19 protein-coding genes are annotated in these 19,652 nt (G+C 63.5%); 9 read left to right on the top strand and 10 right to left on the bottom strand.

The window, feature by feature from the left end; genetic code table 11:
* Positions 1 to 748: SbcC/MukB-like Walker B domain-containing protein (locus BQ7477_RS01485; RefSeq protein WP_268753691.1), on the top strand; the 748-nt coding region annotated here is incomplete at its 5' end.
* Positions 749 to 906: 158 nt separating this feature from the next.
* Here BQ7477_RS01485 and BQ7477_RS01480 read toward each other — a convergent pair.
* The 3 genes from BQ7477_RS01480 to BQ7477_RS01470 are packed head-to-tail and all read right to left on the bottom strand — an operon-like array spanning position 907 to position 3,202.
* Positions 907 to 1,377, bottom strand: coding sequence for a DUF6912 family protein (locus BQ7477_RS01480; RefSeq protein ID WP_073982582.1), 471 nt, complete (start codon positions 1,375 to 1,377; stop codon positions 907 to 909).
* 2 nt (positions 1,378 to 1,379) lie between these two features.
* Entirely contained in the window at positions 1,380 to 2,561 is a 1,182-nt protein-coding gene (locus BQ7477_RS01475) for a CpaE/TadZ family protein (protein ID WP_073982548.1), read from the bottom strand.
* Positions 2,558 to 3,202, bottom strand: coding sequence for an SAF domain-containing protein (locus BQ7477_RS01470; protein WP_234968618.1), 645 nt, complete (start codon positions 3,200 to 3,202; stop codon positions 2,558 to 2,560). Before BQ7477_RS01470 ends, BQ7477_RS01475 begins: the two co-directional genes overlap by 4 nt.
* 145 nt (positions 3,203 to 3,347) lie before the next feature.
* On the opposite strand from BQ7477_RS01470, the gene BQ7477_RS01465 reads away from it, so the two are divergent.
* Entirely contained in the window at positions 3,348 to 3,560 is a 213-nt protein-coding gene (locus BQ7477_RS01465; protein ID WP_073982547.1) for a helix-turn-helix domain-containing protein, read from the top strand.
* On the opposite strand, the gene BQ7477_RS01460 is transcribed toward BQ7477_RS01465, so the two are convergent.
* Entirely contained in the window at positions 3,554 to 4,120 is a 567-nt protein-coding gene (locus tag BQ7477_RS01460) for a hypothetical protein (RefSeq protein ID WP_073982546.1), read from the bottom strand. The two genes, BQ7477_RS01465 and BQ7477_RS01460, sit on opposite strands and share 7 nt — an antisense overlap.
* A gap of 137 nt (positions 4,121 to 4,257) precedes the next feature.
* On the opposite strand from BQ7477_RS01460, the gene BQ7477_RS01455 reads away from it, so the two are divergent.
* Together BQ7477_RS01455 and BQ7477_RS11965 are read left to right on the top strand one after the other, a co-directional pair.
* Positions 4,258 to 4,980, top strand: coding sequence for a LysM peptidoglycan-binding domain-containing protein (locus tag BQ7477_RS01455; protein WP_073982545.1), 723 nt, complete (start codon positions 4,258 to 4,260; stop codon positions 4,978 to 4,980).
* A gap of 152 nt (positions 4,981 to 5,132) precedes the next feature.
* Positions 5,133 to 5,462 (top strand): Rv3235 family protein, encoded by a 330-nt coding sequence (locus tag BQ7477_RS11965; RefSeq protein WP_234968617.1) that lies wholly within the window; start codon positions 5,133 to 5,135, stop codon positions 5,460 to 5,462.
* A gap of 65 nt (positions 5,463 to 5,527) precedes the next feature.
* On the opposite strand, the gene secA is transcribed toward BQ7477_RS11965, so the two are convergent.
* The 6 genes from secA to BQ7477_RS01410 all read right to left on the bottom strand — a co-directional run bounded on the left by secA (position 5,528) and on the right by BQ7477_RS01410 (position 14,411).
* A complete protein-coding gene (secA, locus tag BQ7477_RS01445; protein ID WP_073982544.1) occupies positions 5,528 to 8,386 on the bottom strand; it encodes a preprotein translocase subunit SecA in 2,859 nt (952 codons plus the stop codon).
* 185 nt (positions 8,387 to 8,571) lie between these two features.
* The gene (gene hpf / locus BQ7477_RS01440) at positions 8,572 to 9,219 is read right to left on the bottom strand and encodes a ribosome hibernation-promoting factor, HPF/YfiA family (protein WP_073982543.1); all 648 of its coding nucleotides are present in this window, start codon (positions 9,217 to 9,219) and stop codon (positions 8,572 to 8,574) included.
* A 478-nt stretch (positions 9,220 to 9,697) separates the two neighbouring features.
* Positions 9,698 to 10,594: an LpqB family beta-propeller domain-containing protein gene (locus tag BQ7477_RS01430; RefSeq protein WP_338072938.1), complete on the bottom strand. Its 897-nt coding sequence runs from the start codon at positions 10,592 to 10,594 to the stop codon at positions 9,698 to 9,700.
* Entirely contained in the window at positions 10,591 to 12,210 is a 1,620-nt protein-coding gene (gene mtrB / locus BQ7477_RS01425; RefSeq protein ID WP_073982542.1) for an MtrAB system histidine kinase MtrB, read from the bottom strand. The genes BQ7477_RS01430 and mtrB overlap by 4 nt, the downstream gene beginning before the upstream one ends.
* A complete protein-coding gene (gene mtrA, locus BQ7477_RS01420; RefSeq protein ID WP_073982541.1) occupies positions 12,191 to 12,874 on the bottom strand; it encodes an MtrAB system response regulator MtrA in 684 nt (227 codons plus the stop codon). The genes mtrB and mtrA overlap by 20 nt, the downstream gene beginning before the upstream one ends.
* A gap of 556 nt (positions 12,875 to 13,430) precedes the next feature.
* Positions 13,431 to 14,411: an LpqB family beta-propeller domain-containing protein gene (locus tag BQ7477_RS01410; RefSeq protein ID WP_084795594.1), complete on the bottom strand. Its 981-nt coding sequence runs from the start codon at positions 14,409 to 14,411 to the stop codon at positions 13,431 to 13,433.
* Positions 14,412 to 14,440: 29 nt separating this feature from the next.
* On the opposite strand from BQ7477_RS01410, the gene BQ7477_RS01405 reads away from it, so the two are divergent.
* Genes BQ7477_RS01405 through BQ7477_RS01385 form a run of 5 tightly spaced genes read left to right on the top strand, consistent with a single transcriptional unit; the run spans position 14,441 to position 19,634 of the window.
* Positions 14,441 to 15,373, top strand: a complete 933-nt coding sequence (locus tag BQ7477_RS01405) for a DUF7847 domain-containing protein (RefSeq protein WP_129582461.1) — start codon at positions 14,441 to 14,443, stop codon at positions 15,371 to 15,373.
* Positions 15,374 to 15,376: 3 nt separating this feature from the next.
* On the top strand, positions 15,377 to 16,006 hold the full coding sequence (locus BQ7477_RS01400; RefSeq protein ID WP_129582460.1) for a DUF4129 domain-containing protein: 630 nt from the start codon (positions 15,377 to 15,379) through the stop codon (positions 16,004 to 16,006).
* Positions 16,006 to 17,154: a DUF4350 domain-containing protein gene (locus BQ7477_RS01395; protein WP_073982538.1), complete on the top strand. Its 1,149-nt coding sequence runs from the start codon at positions 16,006 to 16,008 to the stop codon at positions 17,152 to 17,154. The genes BQ7477_RS01400 and BQ7477_RS01395 overlap by 1 nt, the downstream gene beginning before the upstream one ends.
* The gene (locus BQ7477_RS01390) at positions 17,147 to 18,295 is read left to right on the top strand and encodes an AAA family ATPase (protein ID WP_084795593.1); all 1,149 of its coding nucleotides are present in this window, start codon (positions 17,147 to 17,149) and stop codon (positions 18,293 to 18,295) included. The genes BQ7477_RS01395 and BQ7477_RS01390 overlap by 8 nt, the downstream gene beginning before the upstream one ends.
* A gap of 7 nt (positions 18,296 to 18,302) precedes the next feature.
* Positions 18,303 to 19,634: a DUF58 domain-containing protein gene (locus tag BQ7477_RS01385; protein ID WP_073982537.1), complete on the top strand. Its 1,332-nt coding sequence runs from the start codon at positions 18,303 to 18,305 to the stop codon at positions 19,632 to 19,634.
* Positions 19,635 to 19,652: the final 18 nt, after the last annotated feature.

The raw sequence follows: 19,652 nt of genomic DNA, 5'->3' as shown, positions 1-19,652 counted from the left end.
CGAGCGGCTGACCCGCGCCGCATCGGCGCCCACTCCCCACGTCGAGGCCCTCACTGAGGCGTCGCGCAGGGCCGATGAGGACGCTGCTTCAGCCGCCCGGGCCTCAGGCAAGCTCGAGCAGCATTGCGCTCAGCTCGACGCTGCCCGTGCGTCCCTCGGGCAGGTGCTCGACGCCCTCGCCCAGGCCAGGGAGCAGACTGGTCCCATCCGGCGCCTAGCGGACATCGCGGTGGCCTCGGGTCCGGAAAACCTGGCGTCCACTCCCCTGTCGGCGTGGGTGCTCATCGCCCGCCTGGAGGATGTGCTCGCGGCCGCAAACCCGCGCCTGGAACGCATCTCGTCGGGGCGCTACCAACTCGTCGCCATCCCCGACGACGGCACCTCCTCGCGTAAGTCGGGCCTGGGCCTGGCGATCATCGACCACGACACGGAAGCAGTTCGCAGCCCACGCACGCTCTCGGGCGGTGAAACCTTCTACACGTCCCTGGCACTGGCTCTCGGGCTTGCTGACGTCGTGACGGCAGAGGCTGGTGGGGTCGAGCTGCGCACAATGTTCATCGACGAGGGATTCGGTTCTCTGGACTCGCACACCCTCGCCCTCGTCATGGAGCAGCTCCAGGCGCTGCGCTGCGCAGGCCGCACGGTGGGTGTCATCTCCCACGTCGAAGAAATGGCGACCCAGATCGCCGACCAGATCCAGGTGCGACCGCTGGCGCAGGGCGGATCGACTCTGAGCGTGCGCGCTTAGAAATCTGGAGTGGAGAGGGCATCGACGCGCGGTGGCACGAGCCGAGCCACTCGTCGCGCGGGTGCCGTACGTGTGCCGAACGAAGCATACGCAATGACCTGGGCCACGCGGCGCTACGTGTACACACGACTGCGCATACGCGACGGCTGCCGACGGCCTTACTCCTTGTGCAGCGCCAGCACAGTGGGACGCTCCGAACGGTCAAACCACGCCAAGGACGACTCCCACAGAGCGGCTACAGCATCGTCGGCTTCCTCCTGCGTTTCTGCCTCCAGGACAGCTATGACATCGGGGGTTGCGTCAGGCAGATCCGCGAGGATAGCGGCCACGTCCGACCACGTGTATTCGAAGGCCGGTGCCTCGAAAATGTGGGGTTCGAGTTGTTCCCCTGGGCGCAGGGTAGTTGAGGTGGGGGTATCGACTGCCAGGACGACGCGCGTGGGCAGTGCCCCGTCTGTCTCGCGGGCCAGCACCAAGGATGCCAGGGCGGCCTCCGTGATCGCGTCGTCCTCGAGGACCTCGACGTCCTCGCTGCTCATCGCAGCGTCGGGCACGGCGAGTACTCCTTCGTGCACGGGCGGCAGGGGGACGGACAGGTCAGACAGAAGGGCAGGAACGTAGACGCGCATGGTCACAGTGTAGGCACCCACTGGTCCACGATCGCCTCCAACGCGTCGGTCGCGGAGCATTGACTTCCTGTCTCTCCCAGTGCCGCCGCGCGCAGGCAGGCACGGGCGACGCCGACATCGTCGTTGATAGTGTGGAAGATGCGTCCGGGCATGAACGCTCCGATGGCGGCCTGCAGTGCGGCGACCGGGCGCGGACCGATCGCGTCCTTGCTCACGCGGTTGACGATGATGTCCACCGGAATGTCGCGCCCCTGTTCCTCCCACCAGCGGGCGAGGAAGGACAGACGATTCACACCGATGATGTCACCGCGCGCGACGACAACGAGGCGGTCGGCCCGTTCTAGGACACCGAGGGTGACGTCATCTCTGTTCACTCCGCGCGTGGGCTTTTCGAGGTAGGTCGCGGCCAGATCAACAATGCTGTAGCGCGCGTTCAGGCGTGCCGCGCCGATGATCGCTTCGATGTTGGTTCGGCTCACCTCACGCCAGCGGTGCGGGGTGACCAGCCCAGTGACGACGCCCAGGCGCTCGCTCCTTCTCACGCAGGCGCCTGCGATGTCTTCGGGCGACAGTGGGCCTCGCGATGCGGCGCGCGCGAGGATGGACAGGCCCGAGGTCTGTACGGGCAAGCCCAGGAGGTGGGCAATGCTCGGATTGGACGTGTCCGCGTCGATGAGGAGGGTCTCTCCCCGCGTCGCTAGCATCGTTGCGATGCCCGCAGCAAGGGTCGTGCGCCCGGGTGCCCCGGAGGTGCCCCACACCGCTAGAACGGTGCCCGCGCTGGTGGGCGGGGGCGGAGGTGGTGACGAGGCTTGGGCTTGGTGTGTGCGCCGCGCGCGGGTGGCGGCTATCAGCGAGTTGACGACCTGGTCGGGACTGCCAGGTGCCGCGACCGAGTCACAACCGAGAGCACTGAGTCGGTTGCGTTCCTCGTGGTGAGCCAGCGCGACGACCGCCATACCAGCCGTGTGGAGGCAGAGTAGGGCATCGGCGGTCAGGTCGGTGTCTGCTCCGTCGATGATGGCAAGGTCGGCGATGCCGGCGCGGGCGGCCGCGATGACCTCGGCGAGGTCGGCGCAGCGCCTGACGATGGACAGGCAGTCTGAGCGTGATTGGATCGCCTGGATGATCGGGGCTTCGTAGTGCTGATTAGCCAGGATGACGACGCCGTGGACACCGCTCACGATACCCCCACGGGAACGGCGGCGAGCTGTTCGGTCGATGTCTGAGCGGCGAGGAGGGTTGGTAGGGATGATGCGTTGGCCATGATTTCGATATGGGTTTCCCTGTGTATTTGGGAGGCGGATGCGTCTACGGATCGAACGAAGGTGAAAGTTCCATCGATTTCGCGGGCCTTCGTATCGGTGTCTGTGGCCGGGCGGGAGGGGATGGCCCATAGACGGATCGGTGTGCCGTCGGCGACGCCTTCGGGGAGGCCCGCGTTCACGGTGAGTGCGACACGAACCATCGCGTCGGGGTCCTGCCCACCGTTGTGGTCACTATCGGCCAGGTCGGCTCGCATGATGAGCTGCCCGGGGATAAGTGGTCGGGCGACGGGTGTCCCCAGTGGTGCTTGCGCAGTCGGAACATAGACGGAGGATTCCACGGCGAGAACGATTTCACGGACGTTATCTGCCGTGATGGCCTCCCCTGGTGCGATGCTGGTCGTCACCGAGTAGACGCGGGTTCCTCCCCGAAGGAACCCGCCCAGGACACTGAAGGCGAGCACGGACGCGATGATCAGGACGACGCCGATGATGAATCGACGGTCCATCTTGCCGGGGACGCGCGCCGGGATCGACACTGAAGCTGAGACGCGTTTCACCCTTCCATAATGCACGTTTCGAACGAAAAACGGTAGGTTGTCGAGCATCTATCGGAATCAACCGGGTCGATATGTCGATTCACATGCGAAAAATTGTCGACTCAAACCATACAAACGAAACGATCTCAACTGATACCATATTGTCATGGCAACACGATTCCTCACCCTCGCTGACGTCGCCGAAACCCTGAATCTAACGATGTCAGCCACCCGCGCCCTCGTATCCTCCGGCGAGCTCCCGGCCATCCAAGTTGGCGGTAAGCACGTCTGGCGAATCGAAGAGTCCGTTCTGGAGCAATTCATCCAGGACCAGTACGCCGCGACGCGCGAGCGCCAAAAGGCGGAGCACGCTCAGTAGTCCGGCGACCAGCGCTGGCCAAGCACGCGGAGTCGACGAAGCCCCGAGAGCGCCAGCGACATGATCTGCCCCTCTTGTTCATCACGACCGTCATATCCGAGGGCCGCCTCACTGAGGGCAACATCGATATGATCCCCGTAGACCGCGTCGATGACCCCACGATGGTCACCGCAGTCCGAATCGATAGCGACTTCGATTCCGCGAGCGCTCAGCTCCCGCAGGACGTGGCCAACACCGATGCCGCCACGGATCGACGACTCGCGCGCAACGCTGCGTCCGAGCGGCCAGGCGCCGACGACAGCCGAGATCATCACGAGACTGTCGCCGGTGCTGGCGCGCAGCAGCACCCACGTGCTCGTTGAGTCGAGCACCTCACCCACTATGACGCCGCCACCTCTCAGTGCTAGTGTGACAACGCCCTCGACTCCAGCCAGTCGCGCGGATAGGGTGACGGAGGCGCGCTCTGCGTCTGTCAGCTCATCGATGAGTTCTTGGAGGTCGCAGCTACGCGCCTCGTCGAATCGTGCTTCCAGTTCGTCAATGAACGCATACATATCCATGCATCTACTCTGCCACACGAGTCAAGCAGTGAGTTGCGCATCACACTTTTAAGGAATCGACCACTATCTATTGACATATACTATTATGAAGTAAATAGTTATAGTATCGAATTAGCCTCCTCAACGAAGAGCACCTCATGACATACGACTCACCCACCGGCACAGGTCAGGCGCACCTGACCGACGCATTCCTCTGGCTCGTGGGCGCACCCCTCACCGTCCTCGACATCCTCTACCTCAGCTGCGCAGCACCGCCCATCACGCCGAACGCTCCCGAGACACTCGCCGTCTGGACGCTCGCATGCCTCGCCTTGGCGCTCCTGGCATGGAATCTTCTCTGGTCAGCCGTCGCACACCTGGCCACGCTCACGCTCACCCCCGCCCCGCTTCGACGGGCATCACACGCTCTCGTATCACGTGTCGGCACGCGGCTATCAAAATCCCTTCTGGCAAAAGCCGGCGCCGGGGCACTCATCGGTTCAGCACTTCTCACCCCCATCCCTCACGGAGCGAGCATGGCCGCTCCCCCTGAGGCAGCTTCGCCCGGCATATCCCTCACCTGGGCAGACAGCCCCAACCCGTCACTCTCAACAAGCGACGCCACCTCGACTCACCCCGACGAAACACCATCCACGCAGGCCCAACGCGCATCACGCGAAGCGACCGCTGCACAGCAGACAGTAACGATCCGCCCCGGCGATACCCTCTGGTCGATCGCCCAAACCCTGCGTCCAGACTCCGACGACGCCCACATCACCCGCGTCTGGCAGGCGATCCACCGCGCCAACGCGGATGCTATCCCGAATCCCTCACTCATCTACCCAGGAGTACAACTCTCCATCCCCCAGGACCTTCCATGAGCACCCACCTCCACCCCCGGCCTCGTCCCCTCTGTCAATCAACACGCCGTACGCGCACCACACCAACACCCACCAGACCCGCCTCGCTCGCCCCGTTTCGCTGGTCCGCACCCGGCCCACACATTCAGTCACGTCGTCCACGAGCCGCGCTTGTGACCGATCCGAACCGCCCCGACCTGCCAGACCCAGGCCCCTGGGCAGCCACCCTCGCCAGAGCCATCGTCGAGGTCGTCACAGGAGTCCGAACCTCACACCAACTACGCCGCTGGCTCCTCCCCGACCTCTACGCAGCGCTTATCGAGGTCCACCTGACGCCATGCGCGCGAGGAACCACGCCGATCCACGTACGTGTGTGCACCATCGACGCACAACACACGGAAGCAGCAGTCATCGTCGCGACGGCCACACGCACGTACGCCCTGGCCCTGCGACTCGAGGAGTACCGGGGACGCTGGATGACCACAGCCCTCGAACTCGCCTGATCGCGCACTCCACCAACACACAACAAAGCGAGGGGACTCCCGCAGGAGCCCCCTCGCCCGATCGTTCAACGACGGCGACGCTTCTTAGCGGCCGCGCGACGCTCCGCGCGATTACCGCCCGCCGACGATGATGTGCCCTGCCCCTCCGCAGAGCTGTAGCTCACGCGACTGGGTGCATTCCGACGACCCACATTACCCATGACAGAACGGGCGCGAGCGACGGCCTCGCGCGCAGCCTCAGACGCCGCGGACTCCGCGGCAGCCACCTGCTCGACGCTGGGACTACCCGCCGCCTCAGACTTCGAGGAGGCCGAGGCGGGCGCAGACGCCGAAGCCACGGACGCACTCGCGATAGAACCACCCGCCTGCTCCTCAGCCACAGCCAACGCACGCTCAAACTGCTTAGCGTAGCTGAACACCTGCTGAACAGACTCCTCGCGGATACGCTCAACCATCGCCTGGAACATTTGAGCGCCCTCGTCCTTATACTCGACGAGCGGATCACGCTGACCCATCGCGCGCAAGCCGATACCTTCCTTCAGGTAATCCATCTCGTAGAGGTGCTCACGCCACAAGCGATCAACCACGGAGATGACAACACGGCGCTCAAGCGTCCGCATAGGTTCCTCACCCAACTGCGCCTGTGCCAACGGGTTATCGTTCAAGCGATCCTCCGTGTCTGCGTACACCGCGTGAATATCGCCCACGAGCTCGGTCACGAGGTCATCGCGAACCAGGGAATTCCTGCCCCCGTGCTCCTCCTCGACCTCCTCGATCGAAACCGACGGAGGATAGTAGCCGCGCAGATTCTCCCACAGGGAGGGCAAATCCCACTCATCGACCGGCTTGTCGGCGACCGCCTCATCGACCAAGCCCGTCACGAGCGACTCCGCGAAGGAACGCAGCTGGGGCCCCATATCCTCACCCTCAAGCACCTTGCGACGCTCGCCGTAGATGGTCTCACGCTGCCCCGTCATCACGTCGTCGTACTTCAGGACGTTCTTGCGGATCTCAAAGTTACGGGCCTCCACCTGATGCTGAGCAGACGCAATCGAACGCGACACCACGCGATTCTCCAGCGGCATGTCCTCCGGATAGGCACCCGACGCCATAATACGCTGGGCCATACCCGAGTTAAACAGACGCATCAAGTCATCTTCCATCGACAGATAGAAACGAGACTCTCCAGGATCCCCCTGACGACCACTACGACCACGCAGCTGGTTATCAATACGACGCGACTCGTGGCGCTCCGAACCGAGCACGTACAGGCCGCCCAACTCACGCACCTCCTCACGCTCGGCCTCAACAGCCGCCTCCGCAGCCTCGAGAGCCTTGGGCCACGCCTCGCGGTACTCTTCCGGGTTCTTCTTCGGATCGAGGCCCTCATCAGCGAGGTTCGCCTGGGCGATGAACTCCGAGTTACCACCCAGCATGATGTCGGTACCACGACCAGCCATATTCGTGGCCACCGTCACCGCACCCTTACGACCCGCCATCGCAACGACAGCGGCCTCGCGGGCATGCTGCTTAGCGTTGAGCACCTGGTGCGCAATTCGTTTCTTCTTCAGCATCTGAGAAAGCAGCTCAGACTTTTCAACCGACGCAGTACCGATGAGGACAGGCTGACCAGCTTCGTGGCGCTTAGCCACATCCTCAATAATCGCGTTCAGTTTCCCCTTCTCCGTCGGGTAGACGAGGTCAGGCTGATCCTTACGGATCATCGGCTTGTTCGTCGGAATCGGGATAACGTCGATCTTGTAGGTCGAAGCGAACTCCGCGGCTTCCGTCTCAGCCGTACCCGTCATGCCCGCTCGCGACCCCTCCGGGTACAGGCGGAAGTAGTTCTGCAACGTGATCGTGGCCAGCGTCTGGTTCTCCGCTTTGATCTCCACGCCTTCCTTGGCTTCAATCGCCTGATGCATACCATCGTTGTAACGTCGGCCCGGCAAAACGCGGCCCGTGTGCTCATCAACAATGAGGACCTCGCCGCCATCCACGATGTAGTCGCGGTCCTTAAAGAACAGCTCCTTGGCGCGGATCGCATTATTCAGGAAACCGATCAACGGAGTGTTCGCGGCCTCGTACAGGTTTTCGACGCCCAGCTGATCCTCAACCTTGTCAATACCCGGCTCCAAGATGCCAACAGTTTTCTTCTTCTCATCGACCTCATAGTCCTCGTCGCGCGTCAAAATGCGCGCGATGCGCGCAAACTCGATGTACCAGCGATTCAGATCACCGTCGGCAGGACCTGAAATAATCAAAGGCGTACGAGCCTCATCAATAAGGATCGAATCAACCTCATCAACGATGACGAACTCGTGACCACGCTGGACCATGTCCTCCGGGACCTGCGCCATGTTGTCGCGCAGGTAGTCGAAGCCGAACTCGTTGTTCGTGCCGTAGGTGATGTCGCAGGCGTACATCTCGCGGCGCTCGGCAGGCGTCTGGCCCACGAGGACACAGCCGCACGTCATACCCAGGAAGTTATACACGCGGCTCATCAGATCCGACTGGTACTTCGCCAGGTAGTCGTTGACCGTCACGACATGCACGCCCTTACCGGTCAGCGCGCGCAAGTAAGAAGGCATCGTAGCGACCAAGGTCTTACCTTCACCGGTCTTCATTTCCGCGATCTTGCCCTGGTGTAGAGCGATACCACCCATCACCTGCACGTGGAAAGGACGCATACGCAGGATTCGCCACGAAGCCTCACGAACCGTCGCGAAAGCCTCCACCAGGATGTCATCCAGGGTCTCACCCTCCTCAAGGCGATCCTTAAACTCCTGGGTTTTTGCTTGCAGTTCTTCGTCGGTCAGAGCCTCAAAATCCTCCTGCAGGGCATCAACCTGCGACGCAAGCCGATCCAGCTTGCGCAGCATCCGACCTTCGCCCGCGCGAAGGATCTTGTCAATAATCGACACGACTAGCTCCTGACGTCTGTAGTCCGCCCCCCTGTAGGACGGACAGCCAAATCCACCCATTAGTTTACGAACTAACTGCCCAAAGTGGAAACGCCCGCGCGAACATGGACGCATTTAACGTCACAGGTAAACATGCGGGTGTGCCCCGGGCACTAGGCCCGGGGCACACCCGCATCAGTGAACCGTCAGATCGTCGTATTCAAACGAAGCACACCGTACGTCCACCCGTGACGGTGGTAGACGACGCACGGCTGGCTCGTCTCCTTATCAACGAAGAGGAAGAAGGGGTGGCCGACCATCATCATCTGGTCCAGGGCCTCATCCACGCTCATCGGCGGAGCCTCGTGCACCTTCTGGCGCACAATAATGGGCGTGTCACCCCACTGCTCCTCGCGAGCCTCTCCAACCTTGAGATCCTCGGCGCTACGCAGCGGCTTGGGAGCCTCCGGCTCGGGCGCCACCTGCTCCTCAACAACAGGTGCTACGTCAAGTACTTCGGCTTCGACCAGATTACGCGGGTACCTGCGGCGGTGGTCTTTCACGCGATCACGCAGGCGGCGCAAACGCTCGTAAAGCTTCCCGGCGGCAATGTCAACAGCCGCGTAGCGGTCGGCGGAGCGCGCCTCCGCGCGGATGATCGGCCCCTTGCCGTAGACGGTCAACTCAATGCGCTCGGCGGTATCTGCTTGGCGGGGGTTACGTTCGTGAGTCAGCTCCACATCCACGCGCTGCGCACGCGGATAGAACTGGGTAATCTTCGAAACCTTCTCCTCCACGTATGCCCGGAAATTCGGGTGAATCTCAGCATTACGTGCGACGACGGTGATGTCCATGTGTTTCCTCCATGGTGTGCGGCGGGCATCGTTGCCCGCGGATGGGGATTGTTCGGTGCTCACTGCCCGAACCGTGGCCTGAGCTATCACCTCCCGCACTGACGTGGAAGGCGTCCGCGCCTGCCACGCTATCGAAAGTTCGTAACCGCATTATAGCACGTCGGTGACCTACGTCATGCGATGAGGCCTGGACGGCACAACGCCGCCACCCCATCCACCCGCCCCAGCACTCGCTCCATTTCACGGATCGTCGCACCCGTCGTCACCACATCATCCACCGCAATCACGATCGCTCCTTCCGGAACCGACACACGAGCACGCATCGAACCCATGCGCCCCACCACACGAGCAGCACCCGTCTTACCCGACTGCGATCCCACCCCCACCCGCAACCGCAACACATCTACAACACGCACACGAATACGCTCGCGAACACGACGATCGTCGCGCGACAAACACCCGCGGGAGCTTCCCCCGCTCAATAGCCGGTCCGAACNGGCGGCACTGCTGGCACGTCAAGGGTGTCGCCCGAGAGGGTAATGCTCACCTGCGACACGTCAGGCGCCTGCGTGAGGGTGCGCGTCAGCTGCCATGAGAGACTCACCTGCGCGGCTTCGTCGGGGGGCATCGCGGCGTTGAGTTCGACGCGCGCGACCCCGTCGCTGACCTCTACCCCGTGCGAGGGCAGGGTGGCCCCCGCCGGGATCGCGTTGGCAACGACGGGATCGAGGGCTGGGCTGGGTCCCGCGACAAGGCCTGCGAGAAGGTGGGAGGCCAGGCGCCTGGAAGGGTACCAACGCGGATCAGACACCAGGTCCGACCCATCAACGGACGGGAAGTACAGGTTTGCCTGCGTGTACGAGGCCGTCAAGGCCGCCCGAGAGATGAGGATAATGTTGTCGGGCGCGTCGATACGCCACTGCCCGTCCTCGCGGACAAGGGTGAAAGTCCGCGACACGATGGAGCCATTCGAACGCGTGAGAACACCCAAGTCGTCGATGCTTGCCACCCCCAGAACGGACACGCTGACCTCCGCCTGCGCGGAGTTGTCAAGGCTCGTGCTCACCAATGGCGCCGTATCCGTGTCGTAGACGAGGATTTCGTTTTCAGGCTGCCACGAGCGTGCCGACGCGCTCGTGAGGAACAGGCGAGCGGTCGCGTAGTCATCCTGGGGTCCCGCTGCGCAGGCGAGCAGAAAATCCGAGACCAGGGTCGAGGCGTCAGAGCCGTCCGAGGGACCCTCTGCAGAAAATTGGATGCCGCTGCCATCGCGCGCGGACGCATCGAAAGGGGTTGGCGCCGAGGAGGTGGGCAGGGACGCACAGCCCGCGAGCGCCAGCGCGACGCAGGCTATCAGGGCGAAGCGTCGTCTCATTGGTCCTCCCACAGGGTGAGCGGCCAGCTGGCGATCTCATCGCCCGGGTGTTTGGGCAATGTCATGAGGAAGGACGCTCCCTTGCCGGGTTCACCGTACGCTTGGAGTCGCCCTCCGTGGATCGCCACATCCTCCGTCGCGATGGCGAGGCCTAGGCCTGTTCCTCCGGTCGTGCGTGCCCTGGCCGTGTCGGCCCGGTAGAAGCGGTCGAACACGTGATCGGTAACCTCCTTGGTCATTCCCACCCCACGGTCGCGCACGCGACACGCCACGTCGGTGGCGCTGGTCGCCACCGTGATCGTGACATCAGACCCGTCGGCGTGCTCGATCGCGTTGACGACGAGGTTGCGGATGACTCGCTCGATGCGGCGTTCGTCGATCTCGGCAGCAGCTGGACTGGGGGCGATGATGCGAACGGTAACACCCTGACGCTGGGCCAGCTCGCAGCATCCCTCCACGACGCGCGTCACGATGGGACGCAGATCGTGTTCTTCTGCGTCCAGGAGGGCGCTCGCTGCGTCGTAGCGCGAAATTTCGAGCAGGTCGGCGAGCATTTGCTCCATGCGTTCTGTCTGGTCGTGCAAGAGTTCGGCGGAACGGCGCGCGTGCGCTGGAAGATCCTCGCGGTTGTCCCACACGACTTCCTCGGCCATGCGGATCGTGGTCAGCGGCGTACGCAGCTCGTGTGAGACGTCGGAGACGAAACGCTGCTGGAGTTTGGCCAGTTCGTCGTAGCGTGAAATCGTGTCCTGCAGTGAAGAGGTCATCGCGTTGAAGGCTCGTCCGAGTGCCGCCATTTCGTCGGCACCATGCACCTCGACGCGCACATCCAGGTTTCCCTCCGCCGCCTTGGTGGCCGCATTGACGGTCAGGCGCACGGGTAACAGGAGACGGTGCAGGAGCGCATAGACGGCGATGGGCAAGGTCAGGATGATTGGCAGCGCGGACAGGGCAAGCACGCGCAATACGACGTCCACCTGGCTCTGATCGGCTGCCAGGGAGTAGAGGATGTAAAGCTCGTGCGTGCCTGCGCGGGGCAGCTGCACCTGCGTACCGACGAGGATCCCAGGTGACACCTTGTCAGAGTCGGATGCCGTGATGCCCACCGACTGCCATTGGGCGCCGCCCTGCGTCACGGCCTGACGCATCTCGGGGGTAACGAGGAGGCGCATCTGCTCGTCCTCAATCTGATTGATGCGCAGCGAGGCAGCGGAACCCTCGGAGCGCAACAACGCGACGTTGGTCGCTCCCGCGCCTGCCGCCGAGGCTTTGAGTGAGGTCAGGGCGCCGCGTGCGGATTCTTGGACTTGGTCGGGGGAGGTGGCCGTCGAGGAGGAAAACACGGACTGGGCTGCAGAAAAACGCAGCGACGCATCTGCCAGAATCGCGTCTTTACGCGTCTCAAACATCGACGAACGCAGCTGTGAGGCGACGATGATACCGAAGATAAGCAGGATAGCGAGCGCAGAGAGGGTGATCGCCACGGCAAGCTTCGCCGAGAGGGAATGCCGGATGCGGTGGACGATCTGTGAGGAGCGCAGGAATATCCACGGCCTCGACGCGGTGAGGACCCGGATCAGTCGCGAGAGCGCGAAATTATGCTCCCGCGCCGGCACGGTACCCAACCCCGCGGACAGTGACGACGAGCTCCGGTTTTTCCGGATCGCGTTCAATCTTGGAGCGTAGGCGCTGCACATGAACGTTCACGAGCCTCGTGTCGGCAGCGTGACGGTAGCCCCACACCTGCTCCAAAAGTTCCTCGCGGGAAAACACCTTCCACGGGGAGCGCGCCAACGTGGCCAGCAGGTCGAACTCGAGCGGAGTCAACGCGATCACACGTCCGTCACGCTTGACGACGTGTCCAGCCACGTCAATGGTCAGGTCCTGCAGGGTCAGCCCTTCGTCAGCCTGTGATTCCTCGCGACCACGCAGGCGGGCACGCACACGGGCAATCAGTTCCTTGGGTTTGAAGGGTTTGGGCACATAGTCGTCTGCTCCGGCCTCGAGACCCGTCACAACGTCGGACGTATCAGAACGGGCAGTCAGCATCACGATCGGGACATCGGAGACGCGTCGGATTGCCCTGCACACGTCAAAGCCATCCATGCCGGGCAGCATGACATCGAGGAGGACCAGGTCCGGGTTCGTTTCTTGGAAGTGAGTCAGCGCCTGGGATCCATCGGAACAAAAGACGACGCGAAAGCCCTCGTTCTCGAGGACGATGCCGATCATCTCGGCCAGGGCGACGTCGTCATCGACGACGAGGATGCGCGAACTCATATCACGATAGTGTCACGAAATCGTCACGGTTGCAGGAGATTCATTCGGAAACACCACGTTCTCGCCGCGATGACGGCACGCACATCCCCGTCCTGTGGCAGGATTGAGACCAGCACAACACCAGCGATCTGGAGGTCGTGATGAGTTCCCCATGGACACCGCCCGCCCCTGGCCAAGACGAGCCAACAGGAGTCCAAGAGGGCTACAGTGCACCCGCACCCGGGCCAGGCTACGGCGCACCCGCACCCGGGCCAGGCTACGGAACCCCCGCCCCCGGGCCAGGCTACAGCGCACCCGCACCCGGGNTGCGCATCGCATGCTTCGCGCCCAAGACAATCCTGCGCAGGGGACCGGAATAGTCCCCGAGGACCCAAAGAGGGATCGAACTTCGACGCCCCTCCAAGGAAGTCGACACCGGCTCAACGGTGGCCAGCGACGCACACGAACCACACATGACCACGTCCCACGCCAAACACCCCACGCACTGAACGGGCAGCACCGCGCCCAGGAAAGCATCAACGAAACCAGCCACCCGGTGCACTCCTGCCACCAGCCCTCACCCCGCGTAACGCGCCGATGTCACGTCAGCCGAGACATTTTGCCACAGCGCTCCCGATCGCACGAGAACCTGCGCCTTACCCGCCTCGTCCGTCCCAACGATGACAACCGAAGCAGAAGAAGCCCCGGCGCTCATCGACGACACGCGGATCGGCAACGCAACGCTCGAAGGCAAACCTCCCAACGCCATCGTCACAAGCTGGTCGTTGTCACCACCCTCACCGCGCACCGCAAGAACGAGTCCCGTCGACGTGGTCCACGACGCGTCGATGACAGCCCCGCCGTCGAGCGAAATCTGTTCGAGGGAACGCACCGCCTGCGGACGACCACCCGGCTCGCGTTCAACGACGCCCACCCACGCGCTCGGTGTGGAGCCACGGATAACGAGGGCACGCACACCGTCGGGGGAAATACGCACCGCGTGAACGTCACCCGCGCTTTCGGATTCGATGCGCACACTGAACGCCCCATCCGTGCCGCCACCGACACTGAGCCACGAAGCGGACGTGGGAGGTCCCCAAACCCATCCGTATCTGTCAATCGAGGGCCCGAGGGGGGCCTGACCTGGCAGGAAGGCAACCTGGCTACCTGCATGCTCCGCGTAGACTCCATCGGGGCCACTCCACGCCACGAGAGTGGAATCCATCGGCGAACAGGTCGGGTGCGCGGCGTCCCTCGCCGAAGCGCGAGGCGTAAAACCCGATGCTGACACGACCCCCACGCCTGATGGACCAGCCCCCACCATAGTGTCGAGGGAATACGACGGCGGTGGCGGCACTGCTGGCACGTCAAGGGTGTCGCCCGAGAGGGTAATGCTCACCTGCGACACGTCAGGCGCCTGCGTGAGGGTGCGCGTCAGCTGCCATGAGAGACTCACCTGCGCGGCTTCGTCGGGGGGCATCGCGGCGTTGAGTTCGACGCGCGCGACCCCGTCGCTGACCTCTACCCCGTGCGAGGGCAGGGTGGCCCCCGCCGGGATAGCGTTGGCAANTTACGATCTCTGACCTGTTGAGTGGCTCCTTCGCGGCCCTTCGTATGAACCCGAAAGTACTGTTCGGTTTCACGCTGATCGTGTTGACGATCGTGGGTGTCCTCGACTCGCTCGTCTCTATCTTTCCCATGTACTCGTTGATGTCGGCCTCGGAGTACGGCGAGGATCCTCAGGCTTCCCCCGATGACATCGCCAGTTCCGTGTCCATGGCCTTTGTGTCAACGTTCGTGGGCTACGCCATCTTGCTGATATGTTCTATTCTTGCGGTAGCACTGCTGAACGGAATCCTGTCCACCACGGTGGCGCAGATGGTCATCGGCAAGAAGATCACATTCCGCCAAGCATGGGCGTTAGCAAAGCCGCGCATGATGCCGGTGCTAGGTGTCGTCGTCCTCACATTTCTCGCGGTCGGTATCCCGGTCATCCTATGGATCGTCGGCATAGTCGTGCTTCTCTTGGCCTCGGGCAGTTCGAACGCGGCGTACAGTGCTGCCGGTTTGATGTTGATTGCGTTGTTTCCGATGGCGTTGGTCTCCTACGCGGTACAAGTTCGTCTCCTCTACGCGCCAATGTGTGCCGTCTTGGAGCACGCTGGTCCCGTCGAGTCGATCAAGCGCTCGTGGTCCTTGACATCAGGGGCGTTCTGGATGACCCTGGGTCGCCTGATGCTCATCAGTATTCTGGTTGGTTTCATCGCCGGCATGATCACGATGGTCATCAGCACTGTTGTCGTCGGTATTGTCTTCGCGGTCTTCAGCGCCGGTAGCCTTGATCCCACCAAGATGGTTGGGTTGCTCATGACTACTAGTGTGCTGACCAGCATTCTCCAGATGGCCTCCTACGCCCTCGTCTTCCCCATCATGTCAGCGTTCCAGACTCTTATGTTTGTGGATCAAAAGATTCGCACAGAGAACTTCGCCTTCGCGCTCGCCCAGGCCGCCAGGAGCTAGGCGGTGGACCCGGTGTTCGCGTGCGGCGTTCCCTTGGCGCCCGACGAGGGTGAGGCCCGGTCGTGGCTGGAAGAGGAACTTTCGCGCGGGATCTACAACACCGACGCCAGCGGCATTACCGATGTCATTAGGCGTTTCCTAACGAGGCTCTACGAGGCCATCGAATGGAAGGGAGAGGGGCCTTTCTCTTTCTCTGTGCTCGTGACGCTCCTGGCGATCATCGCGATTGCGCTCGTCATCATCGCGCTGATCCTCAACCCGATTCGTTCCTCCTGGCGTGCATCCCACTCAGTGTTCGAGGAGGAGGCGAGCCGCGAGGATGTACGCCGTCTCTTCAACGAGGCTGTGGAAGACGAGGACTGGAACCTGGCTTACGTGTGGGCCTACCGTCTCCTAGTGTTGGGGTTGGATGAATGCGAGGTCGTCACATCATCGCCAGGTCTGACGGCACGCGAAGCCGCGGTGGCGGCGACCCGGCTCGTGCCCGAACAGGGCCCGACGCTTGCTTTTCACGCACGGACTTTCGACCGCGTTCGTTACGGGAATGCATCGGTTAGTCGCCAGGACGTGGACGCATTAAGCAAACTCACGCCTGCCCTGTTGGATGCCTGCCGAAAGGCCCAGGACCACTGATGAAAGCCACGCAGGTTCGCATCATTACCCCCACGGCGCGTGAACGGGCGAGCGCCGCGCGTCCGGCGATCATGGTTCTCGCGTTCGTCATAGTGTCCTTTGTCGGCATCGCATTCTTGCCGCAGGCTGGTTTCAACAATGCCCCCGTGGGCATCCGCAACCCTGGAGGTGACGGCGCGCGGGCACTCGCGCAGGTGCTTGAACACCACGGCATCACGGTGAGCGAAGTGTCGGCCACTCAGGCGGCATCCGTAGATGAGAACACGACGCTCGTCGTCGTTTTTCCTTCCCGCATGTCGGCTCAGTTGGCGCAGGAGGTGGAGACGCGAGCGAGCGTTGTCTACGTGGGCTTGGAGGAGGAATACGGGGGTGAGCCACCCTACCTGGCGGGGTTGCACGCAACCCGATCCTGGGACACCGGGCAAAGAACACAGCCAGGATGTGCTTCCGACGCAGCCCAGCATGCGAGCGAGCTGTTTTCCTCCGCTTATTCGGTTTCCGCTTCTTCCTCCACCTGGCACCTGTGTTTCACCACAGACGGGCAAAATTACGCCTACGCTGAGCGCGTTGAAGACGGTCGCTTCCGCGCAGTCATCCCCGATTCGGTGCGGGTGCGCAACCGTGCGATCACGGAGGGAGGCAACGCCGCCTTGGCCATTAACGCGATCGGCAGGACCAACAAGGTCGCCTGGTTCGTTGCCTCCCATGGTGTTTCTGTTTCCTCCGAGCAGGTGACACCCACTGATTCTCCGTTCCTTGCTCCCGCCTTCCTCATGGTGCTCGGCTCAGCGCTGTTGGCGGCCGCGGCGCGCGGCACAAGACTCGGGCCACTCACCCCGGAGCAGCTGCCGATTGAGGTACCTGCCGCTGAAACCCTCATCGGGAAGGCACGACTCATGCGCGCCATGCGCTCCTACGGGCATGCCGCCAGAGCGCTGCGCAGCGCGTCTGCCTCGCGCATCGCGTCCTCGCTAGGTGTCACGTACACCGCTGATCGTGAGACGCTCGCACGCGAGATCGAGCAACAAGGCCTGCCTCCCTCCCGCTACAAACAACTTCTGTGGGGGCCACCACCGACAGACGAGGCGGCCCTCGTCCAACTCGCCAACGACCTCTACGCCCTCGAGAAGGAGATTCGCCATGACTAACCCCGTCCCCGGCCCCATGCCCTCCCCGCAGTATGGCACCGCTGGTGGCGTACACGATCAGGGCGGACCCGGATACTCCGGGCCGCAGGGGGGATACGCGCCCCGGGGAGGCACCCCCACCCAGGGGACCCCGGCCTCGTACTGCGCGCCAACGGGCCAGGGATGGTCGGGGCGTCGCCTCAACGAGGCAGAGCGAAGCACGCAGGAGGCCCTCCTGGCGCTCAAAGCTGAGATCGGTAAAGCCATCGTCGGCCAGGACGCGGCAATCACCGGACTGATTGTCGCCCTCGTTGCCGGCGGCCACGCCTTGCTCGAGGGGGTCCCCGGCGTCGCTAAAACGCTCCTCGTGCGCGCACTCGCCCACGCCCTCAACGTCGACATGGCGCGTATCCAGTTCACCCCCGACCTGATGCCCGCCGACATCACCGGCTCAATGATCTGGGACGCGGGACGATCCGAGTTCGTCTTCCGTGAAGGTCCCGTGTTCACGAATCTGCTCCTCGCCGACGAAATCAACCGGACGCCACCCAAGACCCAGTCGGCGCTCCTCGAATCCATGGAGGAACACACCGTCTCGGTCGACGGTACGACCCGCGCCCTACCCGCCCCCTTCATGGTCATTGCCACGCAAAACCCCATCGAATACGAGGGCACCTACCCGTTGCCGGAAGCACAGTTGGACCGTTTCCTCCTCAAACTCGAGCTGCCCCTGCCATCCCGCGACGCCGAAATCGACATCGTTGCCCGCCACCAGGGCGGCTTCAACCCAACGTCCCTCGCGAAAGCGGGCATTCACCCGGTCGCCGGCGCCGCTGACATCCTCGCGGCTCACGAAGCCGCCGCACGCGTTGAGGTCGCTCCCGCCGTCATCGCCTACCTGGTCGACGTGTGTCGTGCAACGCGCACCTCACCCGCCGTGCGCCTCGGCGTGTCCCCACGAGGCGCGACCGCCCTGCTGCGCACCTCTCGCGTGTGGGCCTTCCTACAGGGCCGAGGATTCGTGACCCCCGACGACATTAAGACGATGGCCCCCTCGACCCTCGCACACCGCCTCGGCCTGCGTGCCGAAGCCAACCTCGAGGGCATCACGGCCGCCAACGTCGTCTCAGGAGTCCTCGCAGCCACCCCCGTCCCCCGCTGAGGCTCCCGTGATCGTCTCTGCGCGCAGCGCGCTCGTCGTTCTCGTCGGCATCGTCCCCCTCGCCCTCTCGCCATCCCGCGCCTTCGCCTGGACGTGGTTCGGCCTCGTCATCGCGGCGTGCCTGATCGACACGGCCGGCGCTCCCTCCCCCCGCACCCTGCGCCTGCGACGCGACGTCACCGGCCCAATCCGCGCCGACCAGACAACCACGGCAACGCTGCGCCTGACCAACACGACGAAACGACACATGACCCTGGATGTACGCGACGCGTGGCCACCATCCCTCGCCCCCACCCCGTCGCGCCAACGCGTGCGCCTCACCGCCCGCAGCTCCACCACCGTCACAACGATGCTCTGCCCGTCGCGGCGGGGCACGCGCCACGCCGATGTAGTCACGATCCGCTCGTGGGGGCCGCTGCACTTGGGCGCGCGTCAGGTCAGTCTTGAAGCACCATTGACGCTGTCAGTCCTCCCCGAGTTTAAGGCGCGCGTACTACTACCCACGCGCCTGGCTCGGCTCCACGAATTGGAGGGCACGACGCCGACGACACTGCGCGGCGCGGGAACCGAGTTTGACTCCCTGCGCACCTACGTCGAAGGTGACGACCCGCGAGACATCGACTGGCGTGCATCCGCTCGCTCCGCCGAACTCATAGTGCGCCAGTGGCGCCCCGAACGAGACCGACACGTCCTCATCGTCGTGGATTGTGGACGCGCCTCCGCCGCTCTGCTCGGCGCACCCGAACACATGGACGTGGACTCGATCGCCCTGGGCTGTGCGCCCCGCTTGGATTCCTCCATCGAGACAGCCCTCCTCCTGGCAACCCTCGCCGATCGCGCGGGCGACAAGGTCCACGTGTTAGCCGTCGACTCTCGCGTGCGCGCACGCGTATCAGGGGTACGCGGACCCAAAATCATCGAGACCCTCGCCGCGACCTTCACGGATATTTCGCCGCGCCTAGACGTCACCGACTGGTCCGACGTGGCCACAGCCGTCGAACAGACCGTCCACCACCCGTCATTCGTTGTTGTAATCACGAAGATCCCCCCAGCCGGCATGGACACAGAGTTCACGGACACCCTGTCGCGCCTCGCCGATCGCCACACCGTGCTCGTCGCCTCCGCGACCGACCCCGACGAGATTCGCGCACGGCACGGACTCTCCAACGCGGAAGAAGTGTTCCTCGCCGCCTCCGCCGCACTCTCCCAGCGAGCCGACGACGCTGGTGCCGCCGACGCACGCCTTGCGGGTGCACTCACCCTTCAGGCATCCGCTGAACTGTTACCCGCACGCACAGCTGACCGTTACATCGAACTCAAGAAAGCTGGTCGCCTCTAGATCGAGAACGCCCTGGCC

Source organism: Actinomyces bouchesdurhonensis (assembly GCF_900128465.1).
Lineage (GTDB): Bacteria > Actinomycetota > Actinomycetes > Actinomycetales > Actinomycetaceae > Pauljensenia > Pauljensenia bouchesdurhonensis.
Note: the sequence above shows the minus strand (reverse complement) of the source record. Positions and strands in the feature narration are given on the sequence as shown.